This is a genomic window from Streptomyces sp. HSG2, from assembly GCF_016598575.1.
GTDB lineage: Bacteria > Actinomycetota > Actinomycetes > Streptomycetales > Streptomycetaceae > Streptomyces.
Genome location: NZ_CP066801.1, coordinates 3,990,574 through 4,007,256 on the forward strand (window position 1 = coordinate 3,990,574; position 16,683 = coordinate 4,007,256).

The 16,683-nt window shown below is 72.7% G+C and carries 13 protein-coding genes; 8 read left to right on the forward strand and 5 right to left on the reverse strand.

The genetic code is table 11. The features are described 5' to 3' along the window. Nucleotides 1-44: 44 nt before the first annotated feature. Both JEK78_RS17245 and JEK78_RS17250 read right to left on the reverse strand, forming a co-directional pair. Entirely contained in the window at nucleotides 45-1,067 is a 1,023-nt protein-coding gene (locus JEK78_RS17245) for an ATP-binding cassette domain-containing protein (protein WP_200264221.1), read from the reverse strand. Nucleotides 1,068-1,175: 108 nt separating this feature from the next. Continuing rightward, complete coding sequence (locus JEK78_RS17250) at nucleotides 1,176-2,081, reverse strand: LysR family transcriptional regulator (protein WP_200260447.1); 906 nt, start codon at nucleotides 2,079-2,081, stop codon at nucleotides 1,176-1,178. Between the two features lie 246 nt (nucleotides 2,082-2,327). Here JEK78_RS17250 and JEK78_RS17255 point away from each other — a divergent pair, with 246 nt between their 5' ends. Together JEK78_RS17255 and JEK78_RS17260 are read left to right on the forward strand one after the other, a co-directional pair. Then, complete coding sequence (locus JEK78_RS17255; RefSeq protein WP_200260450.1) at nucleotides 2,328-3,080, forward strand: sulfite exporter TauE/SafE family protein; 753 nt, start codon at nucleotides 2,328-2,330, stop codon at nucleotides 3,078-3,080. A 50-nt stretch (nucleotides 3,081-3,130) separates the two neighbouring features. Next, a complete protein-coding gene (locus tag JEK78_RS17260; RefSeq protein ID WP_200260453.1) occupies nucleotides 3,131-3,700 on the forward strand; it encodes a DUF6817 domain-containing protein in 570 nt (189 codons plus the stop codon). A 110-nt stretch (nucleotides 3,701-3,810) separates the two neighbouring features. Here JEK78_RS17260 and panB read toward each other — a convergent pair whose 3' ends face one another. Next, a complete protein-coding gene (gene panB, locus JEK78_RS17265; RefSeq protein WP_200260455.1) occupies nucleotides 3,811-4,698 on the reverse strand; it encodes a 3-methyl-2-oxobutanoate hydroxymethyltransferase in 888 nt (295 codons plus the stop codon). 325 nt (nucleotides 4,699-5,023) lie between these two features. Between panB and JEK78_RS17270 the strand changes: the two genes are divergently transcribed. Continuing rightward, nucleotides 5,024-6,073, forward strand: a complete 1,050-nt coding sequence (locus JEK78_RS17270) for an endonuclease/exonuclease/phosphatase family protein (protein WP_200260458.1) — start codon at nucleotides 5,024-5,026, stop codon at nucleotides 6,071-6,073. Between the two features lie 79 nt (nucleotides 6,074-6,152). Here the strand turns inward: JEK78_RS17270 and JEK78_RS17275 are convergent, their stop codons facing one another. Continuing rightward, nucleotides 6,153-7,514 (reverse strand): glutamine synthetase family protein, encoded by a 1,362-nt coding sequence (locus JEK78_RS17275; RefSeq protein ID WP_200260462.1) that lies wholly within the window; start codon nucleotides 7,512-7,514, stop codon nucleotides 6,153-6,155. 296 nt (nucleotides 7,515-7,810) lie between these two features. On the opposite strand from JEK78_RS17275, the gene JEK78_RS17280 reads away from it, so the two are divergent. The 4 genes from JEK78_RS17280 (at nucleotide 7,811) to JEK78_RS17295 (ending at nucleotide 13,735) form a co-directional block, all read left to right on the forward strand. Further along, entirely contained in the window at nucleotides 7,811-9,568 is a 1,758-nt protein-coding gene (locus tag JEK78_RS17280) for an NAD+ synthase (protein WP_200260465.1), read from the forward strand. A gap of 509 nt (nucleotides 9,569-10,077) precedes the next feature. Further along, nucleotides 10,078-10,254, forward strand: coding sequence for a hypothetical protein (locus JEK78_RS17285; protein WP_200260468.1), 177 nt, complete (start codon nucleotides 10,078-10,080; stop codon nucleotides 10,252-10,254). 71 nt (nucleotides 10,255-10,325) lie between these two features. Next, entirely contained in the window at nucleotides 10,326-10,517 is a 192-nt protein-coding gene (locus JEK78_RS17290; protein ID WP_200260471.1) for a hypothetical protein, read from the forward strand. Between the two features lie 221 nt (nucleotides 10,518-10,738). Then, complete coding sequence (locus JEK78_RS17295; RefSeq protein WP_200260474.1) at nucleotides 10,739-13,735, forward strand: bifunctional [glutamine synthetase] adenylyltransferase/[glutamine synthetase]-adenylyl-L-tyrosine phosphorylase; 2,997 nt, start codon at nucleotides 10,739-10,741, stop codon at nucleotides 13,733-13,735. Here the strand turns inward: JEK78_RS17295 and JEK78_RS17300 are convergent. Further along, entirely contained in the window at nucleotides 13,723-14,670 is a 948-nt protein-coding gene (locus JEK78_RS17300) for a phosphatase PAP2 family protein (RefSeq protein WP_200260477.1), read from the reverse strand. The two genes, JEK78_RS17295 and JEK78_RS17300, sit on opposite strands and share 13 nt — an antisense overlap. Nucleotides 14,671-14,945: 275 nt before the next feature. Between JEK78_RS17300 and JEK78_RS17305 the strand changes: the two genes are divergently transcribed. Then, a complete protein-coding gene (locus JEK78_RS17305) occupies nucleotides 14,946-16,673 on the forward strand; it encodes an alpha-amylase family glycosyl hydrolase (protein WP_200260480.1) in 1,728 nt (575 codons plus the stop codon). The last annotated feature ends 10 nt before the right edge of the window (nucleotides 16,674-16,683 follow it).

A 16,683-nucleotide genomic window follows, 5' to 3' on the forward strand; every position in this document is an offset into this window, starting at 1 on the left:
GTCGGACGACCGACGGACTCACCGCGCTTGGGCGGGGGGCGGCCTTACACGGCGACCTCCTGGCGTACGACCGCGTCGGCCGCCTCCTCCCGGCCGGCGCGGTGGCCGGTGAGGGAGAGGAAGACCTCGTCTAGGCTCGGCAGTTCGGTGGTGATCGAGGCGACGGTCACGCCGGAGTCCCCGACCGCGGCCACCACGGCCGTCAATTGCTCGTCGCCGAGGATCGGTACGAGGACGGAATCGCGCTCCGCGTCCACCGCGCAACGGGCGATCCCGGTGATGCCCAGCGTGTCGAGCCGGTCGGCCAGCGGACGGACCCGCTCCGGCTCCACCGGTCGGATGCGCAGGGTACGGCCGCCCACTCGGGCCTTGAGGTCCTCGATGCCGCCTCCGGCGACGACCTTGCCGCGGTCGACGACGGTGAGTTCCGAGGCGAGCTGCTCGGCCTCCTCCATGTACTGCGTGGTGAGCAGGACCGTGACGCCGTCCCCGACCATGCGCTGGACCTCCTCCCACACCTCGTTGCGGGTGCGCGGGTCCAGGCCCGTGGTGGGCTCGTCCAGGAACAGGACCTCGGGGTGGCCGACCAGCGACGCGGCCAGGTCCAACCGACGCCGCATCCCGCCGGAGTAGGTGCCGGCCGGGCGCGTCGCGGCCTCCGTGAGGGAGAAGCGCTCCAGCAGCTCGTCGGCGCGTGCTCGGGCGGCCTTGCGGGACAGGTCGAGCAGGCGCCCGATGATGTAGAGGTTCTCGCGGCCGGCGAGCTTCTCGTCGACCGAGGCGTACTGCCCGGTCAGTCCGATAGCCCGGCGCAGTGCCCGTGGTTGGCGGCGCACGTCGCGGCCGGCGACGGTGGCCTCGCCTCCGTCCGGGGCGAGCAGGGTGGCCAGGATGCGGACGAGAGTGGTCTTGCCCGCGCCGTTCGGTCCGAGCACGCCCATCACGGTGCCCTCGCGCACGTCCAGATCGACACCGTCCAGGGCCCTGGTCTCGCCGTAGTGCTTGACCAGCCCCCGCACGGTGATCGCGGCCTCCGCCGGCCCTCCGTGGTTGTCGATTCGCGTCATGTCGGGCAGCATGCCCCATGCCACCGACAATCCTCCGACAGTCGTCCGACAAGAGCCCTTGACCTGCGGCGAGTTCCGGAACCGGAGGTCTGTGGTCCGCCCCGGCGGCTAGGGCCTCCGGAAGGTCTCGGCGCAGCTGTCCTCGACCGTGTCGGCGAAGGCCCGGGCCGCCGAGGAGAGGGCGGCCCGGTCGCGCACGGCCCAGCCGGCCCGCAGCGGGGGGATCTCGGGCAGCGGGATCAGCCGCAGCCCCGGGCGGCCCGGTCCGTGCCAGCCCGGCAGGTCGGGGACGACGGCGTGGCCGAGACCGAGTTCGGCCAACAGGATCGCGGTGTCCCAGTCGGCGACCCGGGTGTCGGAGGCGGCCGGTTCGACGCCGGACGCCGCGAACCACGCCTCCAGGTGCGAGCGGGAGGCGGTGTCCTCGGGGAGTCCGATCAGGCGGGTCCTCGCGAGGTCCGCGACGTCGATCCGCGACCGCGCCGCCCACGGGTCGTCGGCGGCGACCGCGAGGACCCAGGGCAGCGCGACAACCGGTCGTTGCTCGATGCCGCGCACCCGCTCGCCCGACGTGATCCAGGCGATGTCGACCTCGGCGGCCAGCAGGGCGTCGAAGCAGTCTCGGCTGGAGTGCGCGGTGCGGAACTCCAGGCTCACCCCAGGGTGTCGCCGGCGGTAGGCGACGACGGCCTCGGACATGAAGTGTCGGACGGTCGTCGCGCCGGTGGCGACGAGGACCGACCCCCCCTCGCCCCGTGCCATGTCCCGGAGGCGTCGCAACGCCTGGTCGATGTCGCGGAGGCCGCCCGCCGTCGCACGATGGAGCACTCGCCCGGCCGGGGTGGGCACCACGCCGCGTGGCCTGCGCTCCAGAAGCGGGACGCCGCACTCGCGCTCCAGCCGCCTGACGTGCTGGCTCACGGCGGACTGTGTACGCGACAGGTCGCGGGCGACGGCGCTGATGCTGCCGGCACGGCAGACGGCGACGAAGACGCGGAGATCGTCGAGGGTCATGCGGAGTGAAGCTACAGCTTGGGGGACAATGAGAAAACCCTAGGATTGACTGGGTTCTTCGCTCAGGCGACGATCTTCACGGCCCGGGCGGCGATCCGGGCGTGCCCGGCGCCGCTGGACGCCGCCGAGCCCGCGCGGGTGCCGACCCTCGGTCTTCCCCGCCCCCAGACTTCTCCCGACCCCGACGACACACCCGCGCCTCCCGACTCCCCCGCAGGCGCGCGTCACGCCCGGAAGGCGGACTCCGTGCAGACAATCGAGACAGTGGCCATCGCGGCCGCGGCCGTGGCCGCGGGCGGCGTCAACGCGGTGGTCGGGTCGGGCACACTGATCACCTTTCCCACCCTGCTCGCCTTCGGCTATCCGCCCGTCCTGGCCAACGTGTCCAACACCATCGGGCTCGTCCCCGGCTCGCTCGGTGCCGCCTATGGCTACCGAGGGGAACTGCGCGGGCAGCGGGGCCGCCTGATCCGGCTCGGCCTCGCGGCTCTGTGCGGCGGTCTTGTGGGGGCGCTCCTGCTGTTGGCGCTCCCGGCGGACGTCTTCCGCGCCGCCGTGCCCGTCCTCATCCTGCTCGCCTGTGTCCTGGTGCTCCTGCAACCGAGGGTCGGCCGGTGGTTCCGGCGCCGGGGGGAGCGGCGCGACGTGTCCGGATCGGCGCCGCTGTGGGCCGGTGTGTTCGGAACGGGCGTCTACGGCGGCTACTTCGGCGCCGCGCAGGGCGTCCTGTTGATCGCCCTCCTCGGCACCTTCCTCCGCGACGACCTCCAGCGCCTGAACGCCCTCAAGAACGTGCTCGCCGCCATCGTCAACGGCGTCGCCGCCGTCGTCTTCGTGGCGGTCGCGGAGGTCGACTGGGCGGTCGCGGGCGTCATCGCCCTCGGGGCCACCGTCGGAGGGATCCTCGGCGCGCGCCTGGGGCGTCGCCTCCCGCCCGCCGTCCTGCGCGGCCTGGTCGTCGTGGTCGGTGTGATCGCCGCCGCGGCCGTGGCCCTCTGAACTCCCGAGACCCGTCCCCTCCGAGCGCCCCGGACCGAGAGGAAACGACCATGCCCCGACCCGACCGTCCCACCGTCGTAACCGCCCGCGCCGACGCGGCGCGGGAACTTCTCCGCGAGCTGGGGGCGGAGACCCTGCCCCACCCCGGCGGCACCCTCCTGTCCCACCTGGACCGTGTCCACCGGCGCCTCGCCTCCTGGGACGCGCGCCCGGACCTGCGACTGGCGGGGCTGTGCCACGCCGTCTACGGAACCGACGGCTTCGCCGTCCCACTGTTGCCGCTCGCTGAGCGTGCGCGGCTGCGGGCCGCCGTCGGGCCCGAGGCTGAGTCCCTGGTGCGTCTCTACGCCCGGTGCGACCGACGGGTCGCCTACGCCGCGCTGACCGACGCGAGCGCGTCCTTCCGTGACCGGTTCACCGGGCGGACCTTCACGCTCGCACGCGGCCCACGGGAGGACTTCGCCGAGCTCACCGCGGCCAACGAACTCGATGTGGCCGGCGTCGACGAGGGCTTTCGGCGTCGGTGGGGAGGAGAGCTGCTGGAGCTGTTCACCCGGCTCCGCCCGCTGCTCACCCCGGCGGCCTGGCGGGACTGCGAGTTCGTCCTGGCGGCGCCGTAGCCGCCGCCCGTCCGAGCGGGGCCGAGGGGGCGGCCTCGCGCGATGTCCGACGCGGAGCGGGGCCCCGCCGAGGGGGACGGCCGGCGGGGCCCCGGTGGTACCGCGATGGCTCAGTGGACGGAGTGTTCCTCCTGAGGGAACGTTCCGCCGACGACGTCCTCGGCGAACGCCCGGGCCGCGCCGCCGATGACCTGCCGCAGGTCGGCGTACTGCTTGACGAACTTGGGCATCCGACCGCCCGTCAGGCCCAGCATGTCGGTCCAGACCAGCACCTGGGCGTCGGTCTCGGCGCCGGCCCCGATGCCGACGGTCGGGATCTGGAGGGCCCGGGTCACCTCCGCCGCCAACTCCGCCGGAACCAGCTCCAGGACGACCGCGAAGGCGCCGGCGTCCTGCACCGCCTTGGCGTCCCGAAGGAGTTGCTGAGCGGCCTCCTCGCCCCGGCCCTGGACGCGGTAGCCCATCGTGTGCACGGACTGGGGGGTGAGCCCGATGTGCGCCATCACCGGGATGCCGGCCTCGACCAGCAGCTCGATCTGCCGGTGCGAGCGCTCGCCCCCCTCCAGCTTCACCGCGCCCACGCCGGCCTCCTTGACCAGTCGGGTGGCCGAGCGCAGAGCCTGCGTCGGACCCTCCTGGTAGGACCCGAACGGCAGGTCGCCGACGACGAGGGCCCGGCTGGTCCCCCTTACCACCGCGGCCGAGAGCATGCTCATCTGGTCCAGGGTGACCGGCACCGTGGTGTCGTACCCCAGATGGCAGTTGCCGGCGGAGTCGCCGACCAGGAGGACCGGGATGCCCGCCTCGTCGAACACCGAAGCGGTCATCGCGTCGTACGCGGTAAGCATGGGCCACTTCTCGCCGCGCTCCTTGGCCGCGACGATGTCGCGGACCGTGAGGCGGCGGCTGCCCTTGCCCCCGTAGAGCGTCTTCGTCCCCTCGGCGGGTCGGCCCGGCCGGGGAGGGCTCGGGTCGTGGGCAGCGGAAAGCTGCGTCATGGCAACGGCTCCTTCACGTCATCTCGAGGCACCCTGTCGGCGTCCCCGGACTCCGCTCCATAGTGGCACCTCGTGCCATGCACGGCCAGAGGGTGCGGGGTGCCGGGGGAGGCCCTTCGGGGGCGGGCCTCCGTCGGGGGTGCTCGGGGGCTCGCGGTCCCCTCGGGCGCCGCTCCTCCCCTCGCACGCGGAACTCCGGACCGTGCCGCGTTCGTCTCAAGCCCGTAGGGCCGTCGCGGGACGGCGGGAACGGAACCGAACATCCCCTAGGGTTCTTCCCGGGCGCGGGGGCGAAGGTGTGCACGGCGGGTAGTGAGGCGACGGTATGGCGCAGCAGGCATACGTGAGGGACACGGACGACGAGGGCTCGCGGCCCGTGCACCGCGGCGACCGCCTCCGACGCCTGCTCGCCCGGTACGCCGCCGGCTGGCGTGAGCGGCGGACGTGGCGCCGGGGCCTGATCACCGCCGCCCTGGCCCTGGCGTCCGCGGCGGTGATGGCGGGTCACGCGTTCATCCCGAACACCGTCGGGAACCTGGGCAGCCTCGTCGAGACGTTCCTGCCGTGGCTCGGGCTGTCCGTCCCGCTGCTGCTGATCGTCGCGCTGGCGCGCAGGTCCGCCTCGGCTCTGATCGCCGTCATGGTGCCCTCGGTGGTCTGGCTGAGCATGTTCGGCGGTCTGCTCAGCGACAAGACCGGCTCGGGCGGCGACCTCACGGTGGTCACGCACAACGTCAACGCGGACAACCTCGACCCCGGCGGCACCGCCCGCGCGGTGGCCGCTGCCGGCGCGGACGTACTGGCCCTGGAGGAGCTGAAGGAATCGGCGGTGCCGACCTACGAGGAGGCGCTGGCCTCCGGATACCCGTACCACGAGGTGGTCGGCACGGTGGGACTGTGGAGCAAGTACCCGCTGAGCGACGCGCGGTCGGTCGACATCGAGTTGGGGTGGGAGCGCGCGATGCGGGCCACCGTCGACGCTCCCGCCGGACGGGTGGCCGTCTACGTGGCCCACCTTCCGTCGGTTCGCGTGAGGTTGGAGGCGGGGTTCACCGCCGGACAGCGGGACGAGAGCGCCGACGCACTGGGGGCGGCCATCACCGGCGAGCGGCTGGACCGGGTGGTACTGCTCGGTGATCTGAACGGGACCATGAACGACCGCTCCTTGCAGGCCGTGACCTCGCAGATGCGCTCCACGCAGGGGGCGGCCGGCGACGGCTTCGGGTTCAGTTGGCCCGCGAGCTTCCCCATGGCGCGAATCGACCAGATCATGGTCAAGGGCGTGGAGCCCGTAGCCAGCTGGACGCTCCCCGCGACGGGAAGCGACCACCTGCCGGTGGCGGCACGGGTCAGCTTCGACGACGCGGCCTCCTGAGTCGACGCCGCCGGCCCGGTGGGCGCGGGCCGGACGGGTGGGCGGCCCCCCGCCCACCCTCACACGAACGGCGCCGCCCTCAGAGCACCGGCAGGTTCTTGCGCAGCTCGAACGCCGTGACCTCCGACCGGTACTCCTCCCACTCCTGCTTCTTGTTCCGCAGAAAGAAATCGAACACGTGCTCCCCGAGCGTCTCGGCGACGAGGTCGCTGCGGTGCATCAGGGTGAGTGCCTCGCCGAGGTTCTGCGGCAGCGGCTCGATGCCCAGCGCCCGACGCTCGGCGTCGGAGAGCGCCCAGACGTCGTCCTCCGCCCCGGGGGGCAGCTCGTACCCCTCCTCGACGCCCTTCAGCCCCGCGGCCAGCAGGAGCGCGTAGGAGAGGTAGGGGTTGGCGCCCGAGTCCAGGGAGCGGACCTCGATCCTGGCCGAGCCCGTCTTGCCCGGCTTGTACATGGGCACACGGACCAGTGCCGAACGGTTGTTGTGACCCCAGCAGATGTAGGACGGTGCCTCGCCACCCGCCCCGGCTGGGCGCTCGGAGCCGCCCCAGATGCGCTTGTAGGAATTCACCCACTGGTTGGTGACGGCGGAGACCTCGGCGGCGTGCCTGAGCAGGCCGGCGATGAAGGACCGCCCCACCTTGGACAGCTGGTACTCCGCCCCGGACTCGTAGAAGGCGTTGCGGTCGCCCTCGAAGAGCGACAGGTGGGTGTGCATGCCGCTGCCCGGGTGCTCGGAGAACGGCTTGGGCATGAACGTGGCGTGGACACCCTGCTCCAGCGCGACCTGCTTCATGACCAGCCGAAAGGTCATGATGTTGTCGGCCGTGGAGAGAGCGTCCGCGTAGCGCAGGTCGATCTCCTGCTGACCTGGGGCGCCCTCGTGGTGGGAGAATTCCACCGAGATGCCCATCGACTCCAGCATGGTGATCGCCTGCCGGCGGAAGTCCATGCCGATGTTCTGCGGGGTGTGGTCGAAGTAGCCGGAGTTGTCGGCCGGGGTGGGGACCGAGCCGTCGGTGGGCTTGTTCTTCAGCAGGAAGAACTCGATCTCCGGGTGGGTGTAGAAGGTGAAGCCCAGGTCGGAGGTGCGGTTCAGGGCACGCTTGAGGACGTAGCGGGGGTCCGCGAAGGAGGGCGAGCCGTCCGGCATCAGGATGTCGCAGAACATCCGGGCCGTGCCCGGTGCCTCGGCGCGCCACGGGAGGATCTGGAACGTGGAGGGGTCGGGTTTGGCGATCATGTCGGACTCGTGGACCCGGACGAACCCCTCGATCGCGGAACCGTCGAAGCCGATGCCCTCGTCGAACGCCTGCTCCAGCTCGGCCGGGGCCACGGCCACGGACTTGAGGAAGCCCAGCACGTCCGTGAACCACAGGCGCACGAAGCGGATGTCGCGTTCCTCCAAGGTCCGGAGTACGAACTCTTGCTGCTTGTCCATCTTCCGATTCCCCATCCTTGCCGGTCAGGCCGCCCATCTCCGGTGCCGCGGGAGGCGGTCGGGCACCCGAGCATCCCACCACAGTCGCGTTTCGCGCGCGTTGCCGACCGCGATCCGGGCAGGTCCGGACGGGCCCGGCCGCCCGGACGGGCCGGCCCGAGGGCCCGTGTGTCGACCGTCCACGCCTCTTCGCAGCGTAGGGGTCGGATGTTCGATCGGGCCATTCGTACGGTGCCGACCGCCGGGGCGGGGCCGCCCCGCCCCTATCGCGTCGGACTGACGATTACACTGGGCTCGTGCCTCGACTACGACTCGCCCTGAACCAGATCGACACCCGCGTCGGCGACCTACCCGGAAACGCCGAGACGATTCTGCGCCGGACCCGGGAGTGCGCGGGGCGGGGCGCGCACCTGGTGGCGTTCCCCGAGATGGCGCTGACCGGGTACCCGGTCGAGGACCTCGCGCTCCGGTCGTCCTTCGTGACCGCCTCCCGCGAGGCGCTGCGCGCCCTGGCGGCGCGCCTCGCGCGGGAGGGGCTCGGCGAGGTGCCGGTGGTCCTGGGCTATCTGGACCGCGCGGACACCGCGCGCCCCAGGTACGGTCAGCCGGCCGGCGCCCCGCAGAACGCGGCGGCGGTGTTGCACGGCGGCGAGGTGGTGATGACCTTCGCCAAACACCACCTGCCGAACTACGGCGTCTTCGACGAGTTCCGGTACTTCGTACCGGGGGACACCCTGCCCGTGGTCCGCGTGCGCGGCGTCGACGTGGCCCTGGCGATCTGCGAGGACCTGTGGCAGGACGGCGGTCGGGTGCCGGCCGCGCGGGCCGCCGGCGCGGGGCTGCTGCTCTCCGTCAACGCCTCCCCCTACGAGCGGGACAAGGACGACACCCGACTGGAGTTGGTCCGCAAGCGCGCGCAGGAGGCCGGCTGCACGACCGCCTACCTGGCGATGATCGGGGGCCAGGACGAGCTGGTGTTCGACGGTGACTCGATCGTGGTGGACGCGACAGGGGACGTCCTCGCGCGGGCGTCGCAGTTCGCCGAGGAGTGCCTGGTGCTGGACCTGGAGCTCCCCGAGGCCCTGCCCGAGGCCCCCACCGGGGTCGTCGAGGACGGCCTCCGCGTCGAACGAGCGGTGCTCTCCTCGCGCCCGGCCGCCCCCGCCGAGGAGGGGTGGCTCGCGGGGGGCGAGGCGGATCGACTCGACGACGACGCCGAGGTCTACGCGGCGCTGGTGGTCGGCCTGCGGGCGTACGTCGAGAAGAACGGATTCCGGTCGGTGCTCGTCGGCCTCTCCGGCGGTATCGATTCCGCCCTGGTCGCGGCACTGGCGTGCGACGCGCTGGGGGCGGAGAACGTCCACGGCGTGTCGATGCCGTCGAAGTACTCGTCGGACCACTCCAGGGCCGACGCCGCCGAGCTGGCACGGCGCACCGGGCTGCGGTTCCGGACGGTGTCGATCGAGCCGATGTTCGACAGCTACATGGAGGCGCTCGCCCTGACCGGGCTGGCGGAGGAGAACCTCCAGTCCCGGCTGCGGGGGACGACCCTGATGGCCGTCTCCAACCAGGAGGGCCACATCGTGCTGGCCCCGGGCAACAAGTCGGAGCTGGCCGTCGGCTACTCGACGCTGTACGGCGACTCCGTCGGCGCCTTCGGCCCGATCAAGGACGTGTACAAGACGTCGGTGTTCCGGTTGGCCCGATGGCGCAACCGGGTCGCCGGGGAACGGGGGGAGACCCCGCCGATCCCCGAGAACTCGATCGAGAAGCCGCCCAGCGCTGAGCTGCGCCCCGGCCAGGTGGACACCGATTCGCTGCCCGACTACCCGGTGCTCGACGCGATCCTCGACCTCTACGTCGACCGGGACCTCGGGGCCGACGAGATCGTCGCCGCCGGATACGACCGTGACCTGGTCACCCGGACGCTGCGCATGGTCGACACGGCCGAGTACAAGCGCCGCCAGTACCCCCCGGGCACGAAGATCTCGGCGAAGGGGTTCGGCAAGGACCGCCGACTCCCGATCACCAACGCCTGGCGGGAGACCGGCTGAGCGCGAGCGGAGAGGCGGGCCGCGCGAGCGGCGTGGGCGGGCCCGCCTGACCCGCCGGGCCCGCCCCCTCGCCTCGCCGACGCGGCAGGGATCGGGCCGCCGACGGCCGGTGCGGGCACCGAGCGCGTCGGGTCTGTTCGTGTCGACGCCTTTCCGGTCCCCGACGGCGACCACCGACCCCGCCGGGCGCGGATCGACGCGAGGGGGGCCGGAAGGTCGGCGTCGCGAGCCGTCGCGTCGGCCCCGTCGCCACTGGCCCCCGGGCGCGACGGGTGTCGCCCTCCTCCTGGTTCGCGATGTCGTCGTGGGCCCCTCCGCCCCGTGTCCGCCGCACCCGCTTCCCGCCCCCGGTGGTCTCGCCCGCAGCCTGTCGGCCAGGGGGGTGAGGCCGCCTTCCCCTCAGGGGGCCACGCGGCGTCCGCCTCTCGGACGCTCACTCGGGGGATCGGTACCCGCCCGATGAGTGTCTAGCCTCGAAGTCACCGGCGACAACACGAGCGGAGGCGACAGTGGACGTCACCAAAATCGATCTGAGCAATCCCAGGTTCGACGCACTGAACGAGAACGACAAGGGCGAGATCTGGCCGACTCGACGCGTCATCACGGCCACTCCCGGGTACGCTTTCGGGTTTATCGCGGTCACGTGGGCAAGCGCCATCACGTACACCATCACCTGCAACGGATGACCGTGCGGAAACGCGATCGCACCTGTCGGTAAGGGAAATTGGACGGCGTGAGAACGGAGATGGGAACGGAAATGGACAGGATCGAAGAGAAGGTCACGGACCTCACCGAATACCTCGGCGATTTGCGTGAAGAATGCGAGGGGCGGGCGGTCCACGAACCCTTTGTCGCCCTCTTGGGTGTGACGGTCACCGGAGGGATCGCAGCCGTGATGCTGACCGGCGCTTTCTGGGGTGTGGCGGTGGTGGGCAAGAACGCCGGCTGACCGGAGACCGTCGCGGCGCGCGTGTGAAGGACCCGGGTGAATTCACCCCGGGTCCTTCGGTCATGACCCCCTCCTCCGGAGTCGCCGACACGGGTCGGTCCCGGTCGGACGAGTAAGGCGGTCTACGGCGCGTGTCGCGCCGGTCCCCGGCCCGAACGAGCGACCCGCGCGGTACGGACTACGCTCTGGCGCGACGACCTCGATCCGACGGGAGGGCCGGGATGACGGCGCCGGGACGTGGCGGCAGTACGTTCGCGCGACTGCTGCGGCACGGTTTCACCGATCCCGCCGCGGCCGAGCGGTTGCTCGACGGCCCGGAGCCGGCACCGGTCCGCGCCGACCCGGTGCTGCTGGAGGCCCTGGGCCGCACCGCCGACCCGGACCTGGCCCTGGCCTCGCTGGCGCGGCTGCTGGAGGCCCAGACCGCCCCCGCCGACCGCCGGGAACTGCTCGACACCCTGACGACGGCCAAGCCGCTGCGGGACCGACTCCTCGGGGTGCTCGGCTCCTCCGCCGCCCTCGGCGAGCACCTCACCCGCCACGCCGGCGACTGGCGGATCCTCGCCACGTACGAGGCGCGGGACCTGCACCGGGGGGTGCCGGAGTACGAGCGGGAGCTGGGAGAGGCCGGCGACGCGGTCGGCCTCCGTGTGGCCTATCGGCGCTGTCTGCTCTCCGTCGCCGCCCGCGACGTGTGCGGCACCATCGACGTCGTCGAGACCGCCGCGGAACTGGCGCACCTGGCCACGGCCACCCTGCGGGCCGCGCTGCGCCTGGCCGAGGCGGACGCGCCGGAGGACGCCGAGCGCTGCCGGCTCGCGGTGATCGCGATGGGCAAGTGCGGCGGTCGAGAACTGAACTACGTGTCGGACGTGGACGTCGTCTTCGTCGGCGAGGCCGCCGACGGCGTGGACGAGGCCGCCGCCCTGCCCGCCGCCACCCGGCTGGCCTCGCGGCTGATGCGGATCTGCTCGGAGACCACCGTCGAGGGCTCCATCTGGCCGGTCGACGCCAACCTCCGCCCGGAGGGCCGGAACGGCCCGCTGGTCCGAACGCTCAGCAGCCACCTCGCCTACTACCAACGCTGGGCCAAGACCTGGGAGTTCCAGGCGCTGCTCAAGGCCCGGCCGGTCGCCGGCGACGCGGAGCTCGGCGCCGCCTACGTCGCCGCCCTGCGCCCCCTGGTGTGGCAGGCCGCCGAGCGGGACAACTTCGTCTCCGACGTGCAGAGCATGCGCCGCCGTGTCGTGCGGAACATCCCCGCCGCGGAGGTGGAACGGCAGCTGAAGCTGGGCCCCGGGGGCCTGCGCGACGTCGAGTTCGCCGTGCAACTCCTGCAACTCGTCCACGGTCGGGAGGACGCCTCCCTGCGCAGCGGGACCACCTTGACCGCGTTGACCGCCCTCGCCGCCGGCGGCTACGTGGGGCGGGCGGACGCGGCGCGACTGGGTGAGGCGTACCGCTTCCTGCGCGCCATGGAGCACCGCATCCAGCTGTACCGACTCCGTCGCACCCACCTCGTCCCCGAGGAGGAGTCCGACCTGCGTCGGTTGGGCCGGTCGCTGGGGATGCGCACCGACCCGGTGCCCACGCTGTTGCGGGAGTGGCGGCGACACGCCACGGCGGTCCGCCGCCTCCACGAGAAGCTCTTCTACCGGCCGTTGCTGGACGCGGTCGCCCAACTCGCCCCGGGGGAGACTCGGCTGTCGCCCACCGCGGCCAGGGAGCGGCTGGTCGCCCTCGGTTACGAGGACCCGGCCGCGGCGCTGCGTCACCTGGAGGCCCTGGCCTCGGGCGTGAGTCGGAAGGCGGCGATCCAGCGGACCCTGCTTCCGGTGCTGCTGGGCTGGTTCGCCGACTCCGCGGACCCGGACGCCGGACTGCTCAACTTCCGCAACGTCTCCGACGCCCTCGGCAGGACACCGTGGTATCTGCGGTTGCTGCGCGACGAGGGCGCCGCGGCCGAGAACCTGGCCCGGGTGCTGTCCGCCGGCCGGCTCGCTCCCGACCTTCTGATGCGCGCCCCGGAGGCGGTGGCGTTGCTCGGCGACCGGGACGGGGCCGGCCTGGCCCCGCGTGGGCGGAACCAACTGGAACAGGAGGTCCTCGCCGCGGTACGGCGTGCCGACGGGGCGACGCGCGCGGTCACCGCCGCGCGGGGGGTGCGGCGGCGCGAGCTGTTCCGGACGGCGGCGGCCGACGTCGTCGGCTCCCACGGCACCGACTCCCGACCCGCCGAGGCCGACGAGGGGGCGTTGGTCGACCGGGTCGGCGGCGCCATCTCCGACCTGACGGCGGCGACGCTCGCGGGAACGCTGCGCGCCGTGGTGCGGGACGGCTGGGGCGAGGAACTCCCCACCCGGTTCGCCATCATCGGCATGGGGCGATTCGGCGGCCATGAGATGGGCTACGGATCCGACGCCGACGTGCTCTTCGTCCACGAGCCCCGGGACGGCGTGGACGAGCGCGAGGCCGCGGAGGCGGCCAACCGCGTCGTGGCCGAGACGCGCCGGCTCCTCGCCTCGCCGAGCGCCGATCCGCCGCTGCCCATCGACGCCGACCTGCGGCCCGAGGGGCGCTCAGGCCCGCTGGTGCGCACCCTGAAGTCGTACGAGGCGTACTACCGGCGTTGGTCGCTGACCTGGGAATCGCAGGCGCTGCTGCGCGCCGAGCCGGTGGCGGGCGACGAGGACCTGGGGCGCCGATTCGTCGAACTGGTGGATCCGCTGCGCTACCCGGTCGGCGGGCTGCCCGACGACGCGGTACGGGAGATCCGGCGGCTGAAGGCCCGCATGGAGACCGAGCGGCTGCCCCGCGGCGCCGACCCCAAGCTGCACGCCAAACTGGGCCCGGGCGGGCTGTCCGACGTCGAGTGGACGGTGCAGTCGCTGCAACTGCGGCACGGCCACGAGCTGCCCTCCCTGCGCACGACTCGCACCAGGCGGGCGCTCCACGCGGCGCGCGACGCGGGCCTGCTGGACGCGGAGCGCGCCGCCGTCCTGGACGAGGCGTGGGTGCTCGCCACTCGTGTACGCAACGCCGTGATGCTGGTGCGCGGCCGGGCCGGCGACACCTTCCCCTCGGAGCGCCGGGAGCTGGCCGCGGTGGCCCGCTACCTGGGCTACGGACCCGGCCACGCCGGCGACATGCTGGACGACTACCGGCGCACCGCCCGCCGCTCGCGCGCGGTGGTGGAGGAGCTGTTCTACGGGGCCTGAGACGTCGACGACTCCCGCCGGCCGACCTCGGCACCCCCACCGGGCGGCGCCGGGCCCCCTCCCCGCCACCGGCCCGGTCGTGGACCGCGCGGTGGCGCGAGCCGGGTCGTGAGGCGAGGTCGGGGCCCGTACCACAGTCGGGCCACCCCGTACCCGAACCCCAGGCACACCATGCCTCCCACCGCGTCCAGCCAGAAGTGGTTGGCGGTGGCGACGATCACGACCAGGGTGAGCGCCGGGTAGAGCAGACCCAGCACGCGTACCCAGGGGACGCGGGCGAGCGCGAAGAGGGTCAGGCCGCACCACAGCGACCAGCCGATGTGCATCGACGGCATCGCCGCGTACTGGTTCGACATGTTCTTGAGGTCGCCGGATGCCATGGAGCCCCAGGTCTGGTGCGTCATGACGGTGTCGACGAAGAGATCGCCCTTCATCAGCCGCGGCGGCGCCAGCGGATACAGGTAGTAGCCGGCCAGGGCCACGCCCGTGGTCGCGAACAACGCCGTGCGGATCGGCGCGTAGCGGAGGGGATGCCGACGGTACAGCCAGACCAGCACGGCCAGGGTGATCACGAAGTGCAGGGTGGCGTAGTAGTAGTTCATGCCGACGATGAGCCAGGTCACGGAGTTCACCGCGTGGTTGATCGACTCTTCGACGGCGATGCCGAGTCGCCCTTCGGCCTCCCAGAGCCACTCGGCGTTCCGCAGGGCCTGGTCCCGTTGCTCCGGGACCGCGTTGCGCACCAGTGAGTACGTCCAGTAGCTCACCGCGACCAGCAGGATCTCGAACCACAGGCGCGGCGCGCGAGGATGTCGCGACCGGCGCCCCGGGGCATGTCCGTCCGGGTTCGCGGAGGGGGTGGGAACCTCGTCCGCGACGGAGGAGGAAAGTGCCGCTTGGCGGCCTTTCGTCGTGGTCACGGTCGTTTCGCCCATGGGCACAGAGTTTGCCAGAGATGACGGTTCCCACCGATCATCCCTCCGCCCGCCCCGGTACGCACGTTCTGGAACGGTTTCGCACGTGAGGTCGCCCGCCGGAGCGCGGGACCGATGCCCCCGCGCGCGCCGGGCGTCTCCCGGGCAACCGGCAGGGGTGGCGACCCACGATCGGGGGACCCGGGTCGGACTGGGGTGCGGAACGGCCCTCGCCCGATCCATCATCCGAGGGAGGCCGGAACACCCCCACGACGCCGTCAGCGAGCAAGGACGACATGAGCCCTCGACACCCCGCGGTCCCCGAGACGACCCGCCCGCCCACCGGCGCGAGGCGCCGCGACTGGTGGCGCGACGCGGTGATCTACCAGATCTACCCCCGCAGTTTCGCCGACTCCGACGGCGACGGCGTGGGTGACCTGCGGGGCGCCCGAGGCCGGCTGACGCACCTGAGGGACCTCGGCGTGGACGCCGTGTGGCTCAGCCCGTTCTACGCCTCCCCCCAGGCGGACGCCGGGTACGACGTCGCCGACTACCGTGCGGTGGACCCGGTGTTCGGCACCCTGCGGGACGCCGAGGACCTGATCGGCGAGGCCCACCGGCTCGGCCTGCGCGTCATCGTCGACCTCGTCCCCAACCACTCGTCGGACCGGCATCCCTGGTTCCGGCGTGCCCTCGCCGAGGGCCCCGGCTCGCCGTCGCGTGCGCGCTACCACTTCCGGCCGGGCAAGGGGGCCGGTGGTGAACGGCCTCCCAACGACTGGAAGTCGGTCTTCGGGGGTCCCGCCTGGACACGGGTCACCGAGCCCGACGGCACCCCGGGGGAGTGGTATCTCCACCTCTTCGCCCCCGAGCAGCCGGACTTCGACTGGAGCCACCCGGCCGTCGCCGACGAGTTCCGCTCCGTGCTCCGATTCTGGCTCGATCTGGGTGTCGACGGGTTCCGCGTGGACGTCGCGCACGGCCTGGTCAAGGCCGAGGGCCTGCCCGACCTGGGATCCCGGGAGCGGCTGCGCCTGCTGGAGACGGACGCCGTGCCCTACTTCGACCAAGAGGGCGTCCACGAGATCTACCGGTCCTGGCGGCGCGTCGGCGACGAGTACACCGACGCGCCGGGAGGCGAGTGCCGTGCGGAGGAGGGGCGGGGGCCGGGCGGGCGCGTCTTCGTCGCCGAGGCGTGGACCCCCACCGTCGAGGGCACCGCCCGCTATGTCCGCCCCGACGAGTTGCACCAGGCGTTCAACTTCGAGTATCTGACCACCCACTGGGACGCCCGCGCGCTGCGCGACGTCGTCGACCGCACGCTGGCCGCGATGCGGGCCGTCAAGGCGCCGGCCACCTGGGTGCTCTCGAACCACGACGTCACGCGTCACGCCACTCGTTTCGGCAACCCGCCCGGCCTCGGCACCCAGCTCCGTTCGGCGGGCGACCGCGTGACGGGCCTGCGTCGCGCCCGGGCCGCCACCCTGCTGATGCTGGCGCTGCCCGGCTCGGCCTACCTCTACCAGGGGGAGGAACTCGGCCTGCCCGACGTCGTCGACCTCCCCGACGAGGCGCGGCAGGACCCCGCCTTCTTCCGAGGCGCCGGCCAGGACGGCTTCCGCGACGGCTGCCGGGTGCCGATCCCCTGGACCCGCTCGGGGCCGTCCTGCGGCTTCGGCTCGGGAGGTGCCTGGCTCCCCCAGCCCGAGAACTGGGGCGAGCTGAGTGTCGAGGCCCAGACGGGCGTGCCGGGCTCCACACTGGAACTCTATCGCGCGGCCTTGGCGGCCCGTCGCGACCAGCCGGACCTGGGAGGGGGCGACGCGGTCGAGTGGCTGCGCGCCCCCGAGGGCGTCCTCGCGTTCCGGCGGGGTGAGTTCGTGTGCGTCGCCAACACCACCGCCGAGTCGGTCGTGTTGCCGGCACACGGTCGGATCCTCGTGGCCAGCGGCGAGGTCACCGAGACCGACGGGGAGGCCAAGGTCCCGGGGGACACCACGGTCTGGTGGACCACCTCCGCCTGAGGCACGGCAG

Coding starts and splice junctions, on each gene's coding strand:
- JEK78_RS17300 (WP_200260477.1), bottom strand. CDS start 14,670: ATGGGCGAAACGACCGTGACCACGACGAAAGGCCGCCAAGCGGCACTT.
- panB (WP_200260455.1), bottom strand. CDS start 4,698: ATGACGCAGCTTTCCGCTGCCCACGACCCGAGCCCTCCCCGGCCGGGC.
- JEK78_RS17270 (WP_200260458.1), top strand. CDS start 5,024: ATGGCGCAGCAGGCATACGTGAGGGACACGGACGACGAGGGCTCGCGG.
- JEK78_RS17295 (WP_200260474.1), top strand. CDS start 10,739: ATGACGGCGCCGGGACGTGGCGGCAGTACGTTCGCGCGACTGCTGCGG.
- JEK78_RS17275 (WP_200260462.1), bottom strand. CDS start 7,514: ATGGACAAGCAGCAAGAGTTCGTACTCCGGACCTTGGAGGAACGCGAC.
- JEK78_RS17305 (WP_200260480.1), top strand. CDS start 14,946: ATGAGCCCTCGACACCCCGCGGTCCCCGAGACGACCCGCCCGCCCACC.
- JEK78_RS17260 (WP_200260453.1), top strand. CDS start 3,131: ATGCCCCGACCCGACCGTCCCACCGTCGTAACCGCCCGCGCCGACGCG.
- JEK78_RS17245 (WP_200264221.1), bottom strand. CDS start 1,067: ATGACGCGAATCGACAACCACGGAGGGCCGGCGGAGGCCGCGATCACC.
- JEK78_RS17290 (WP_200260471.1), top strand. CDS start 10,326: ATGGACAGGATCGAAGAGAAGGTCACGGACCTCACCGAATACCTCGGC.
- JEK78_RS17250 (WP_200260447.1), bottom strand. CDS start 2,081: ATGACCCTCGACGATCTCCGCGTCTTCGTCGCCGTCTGCCGTGCCGGC.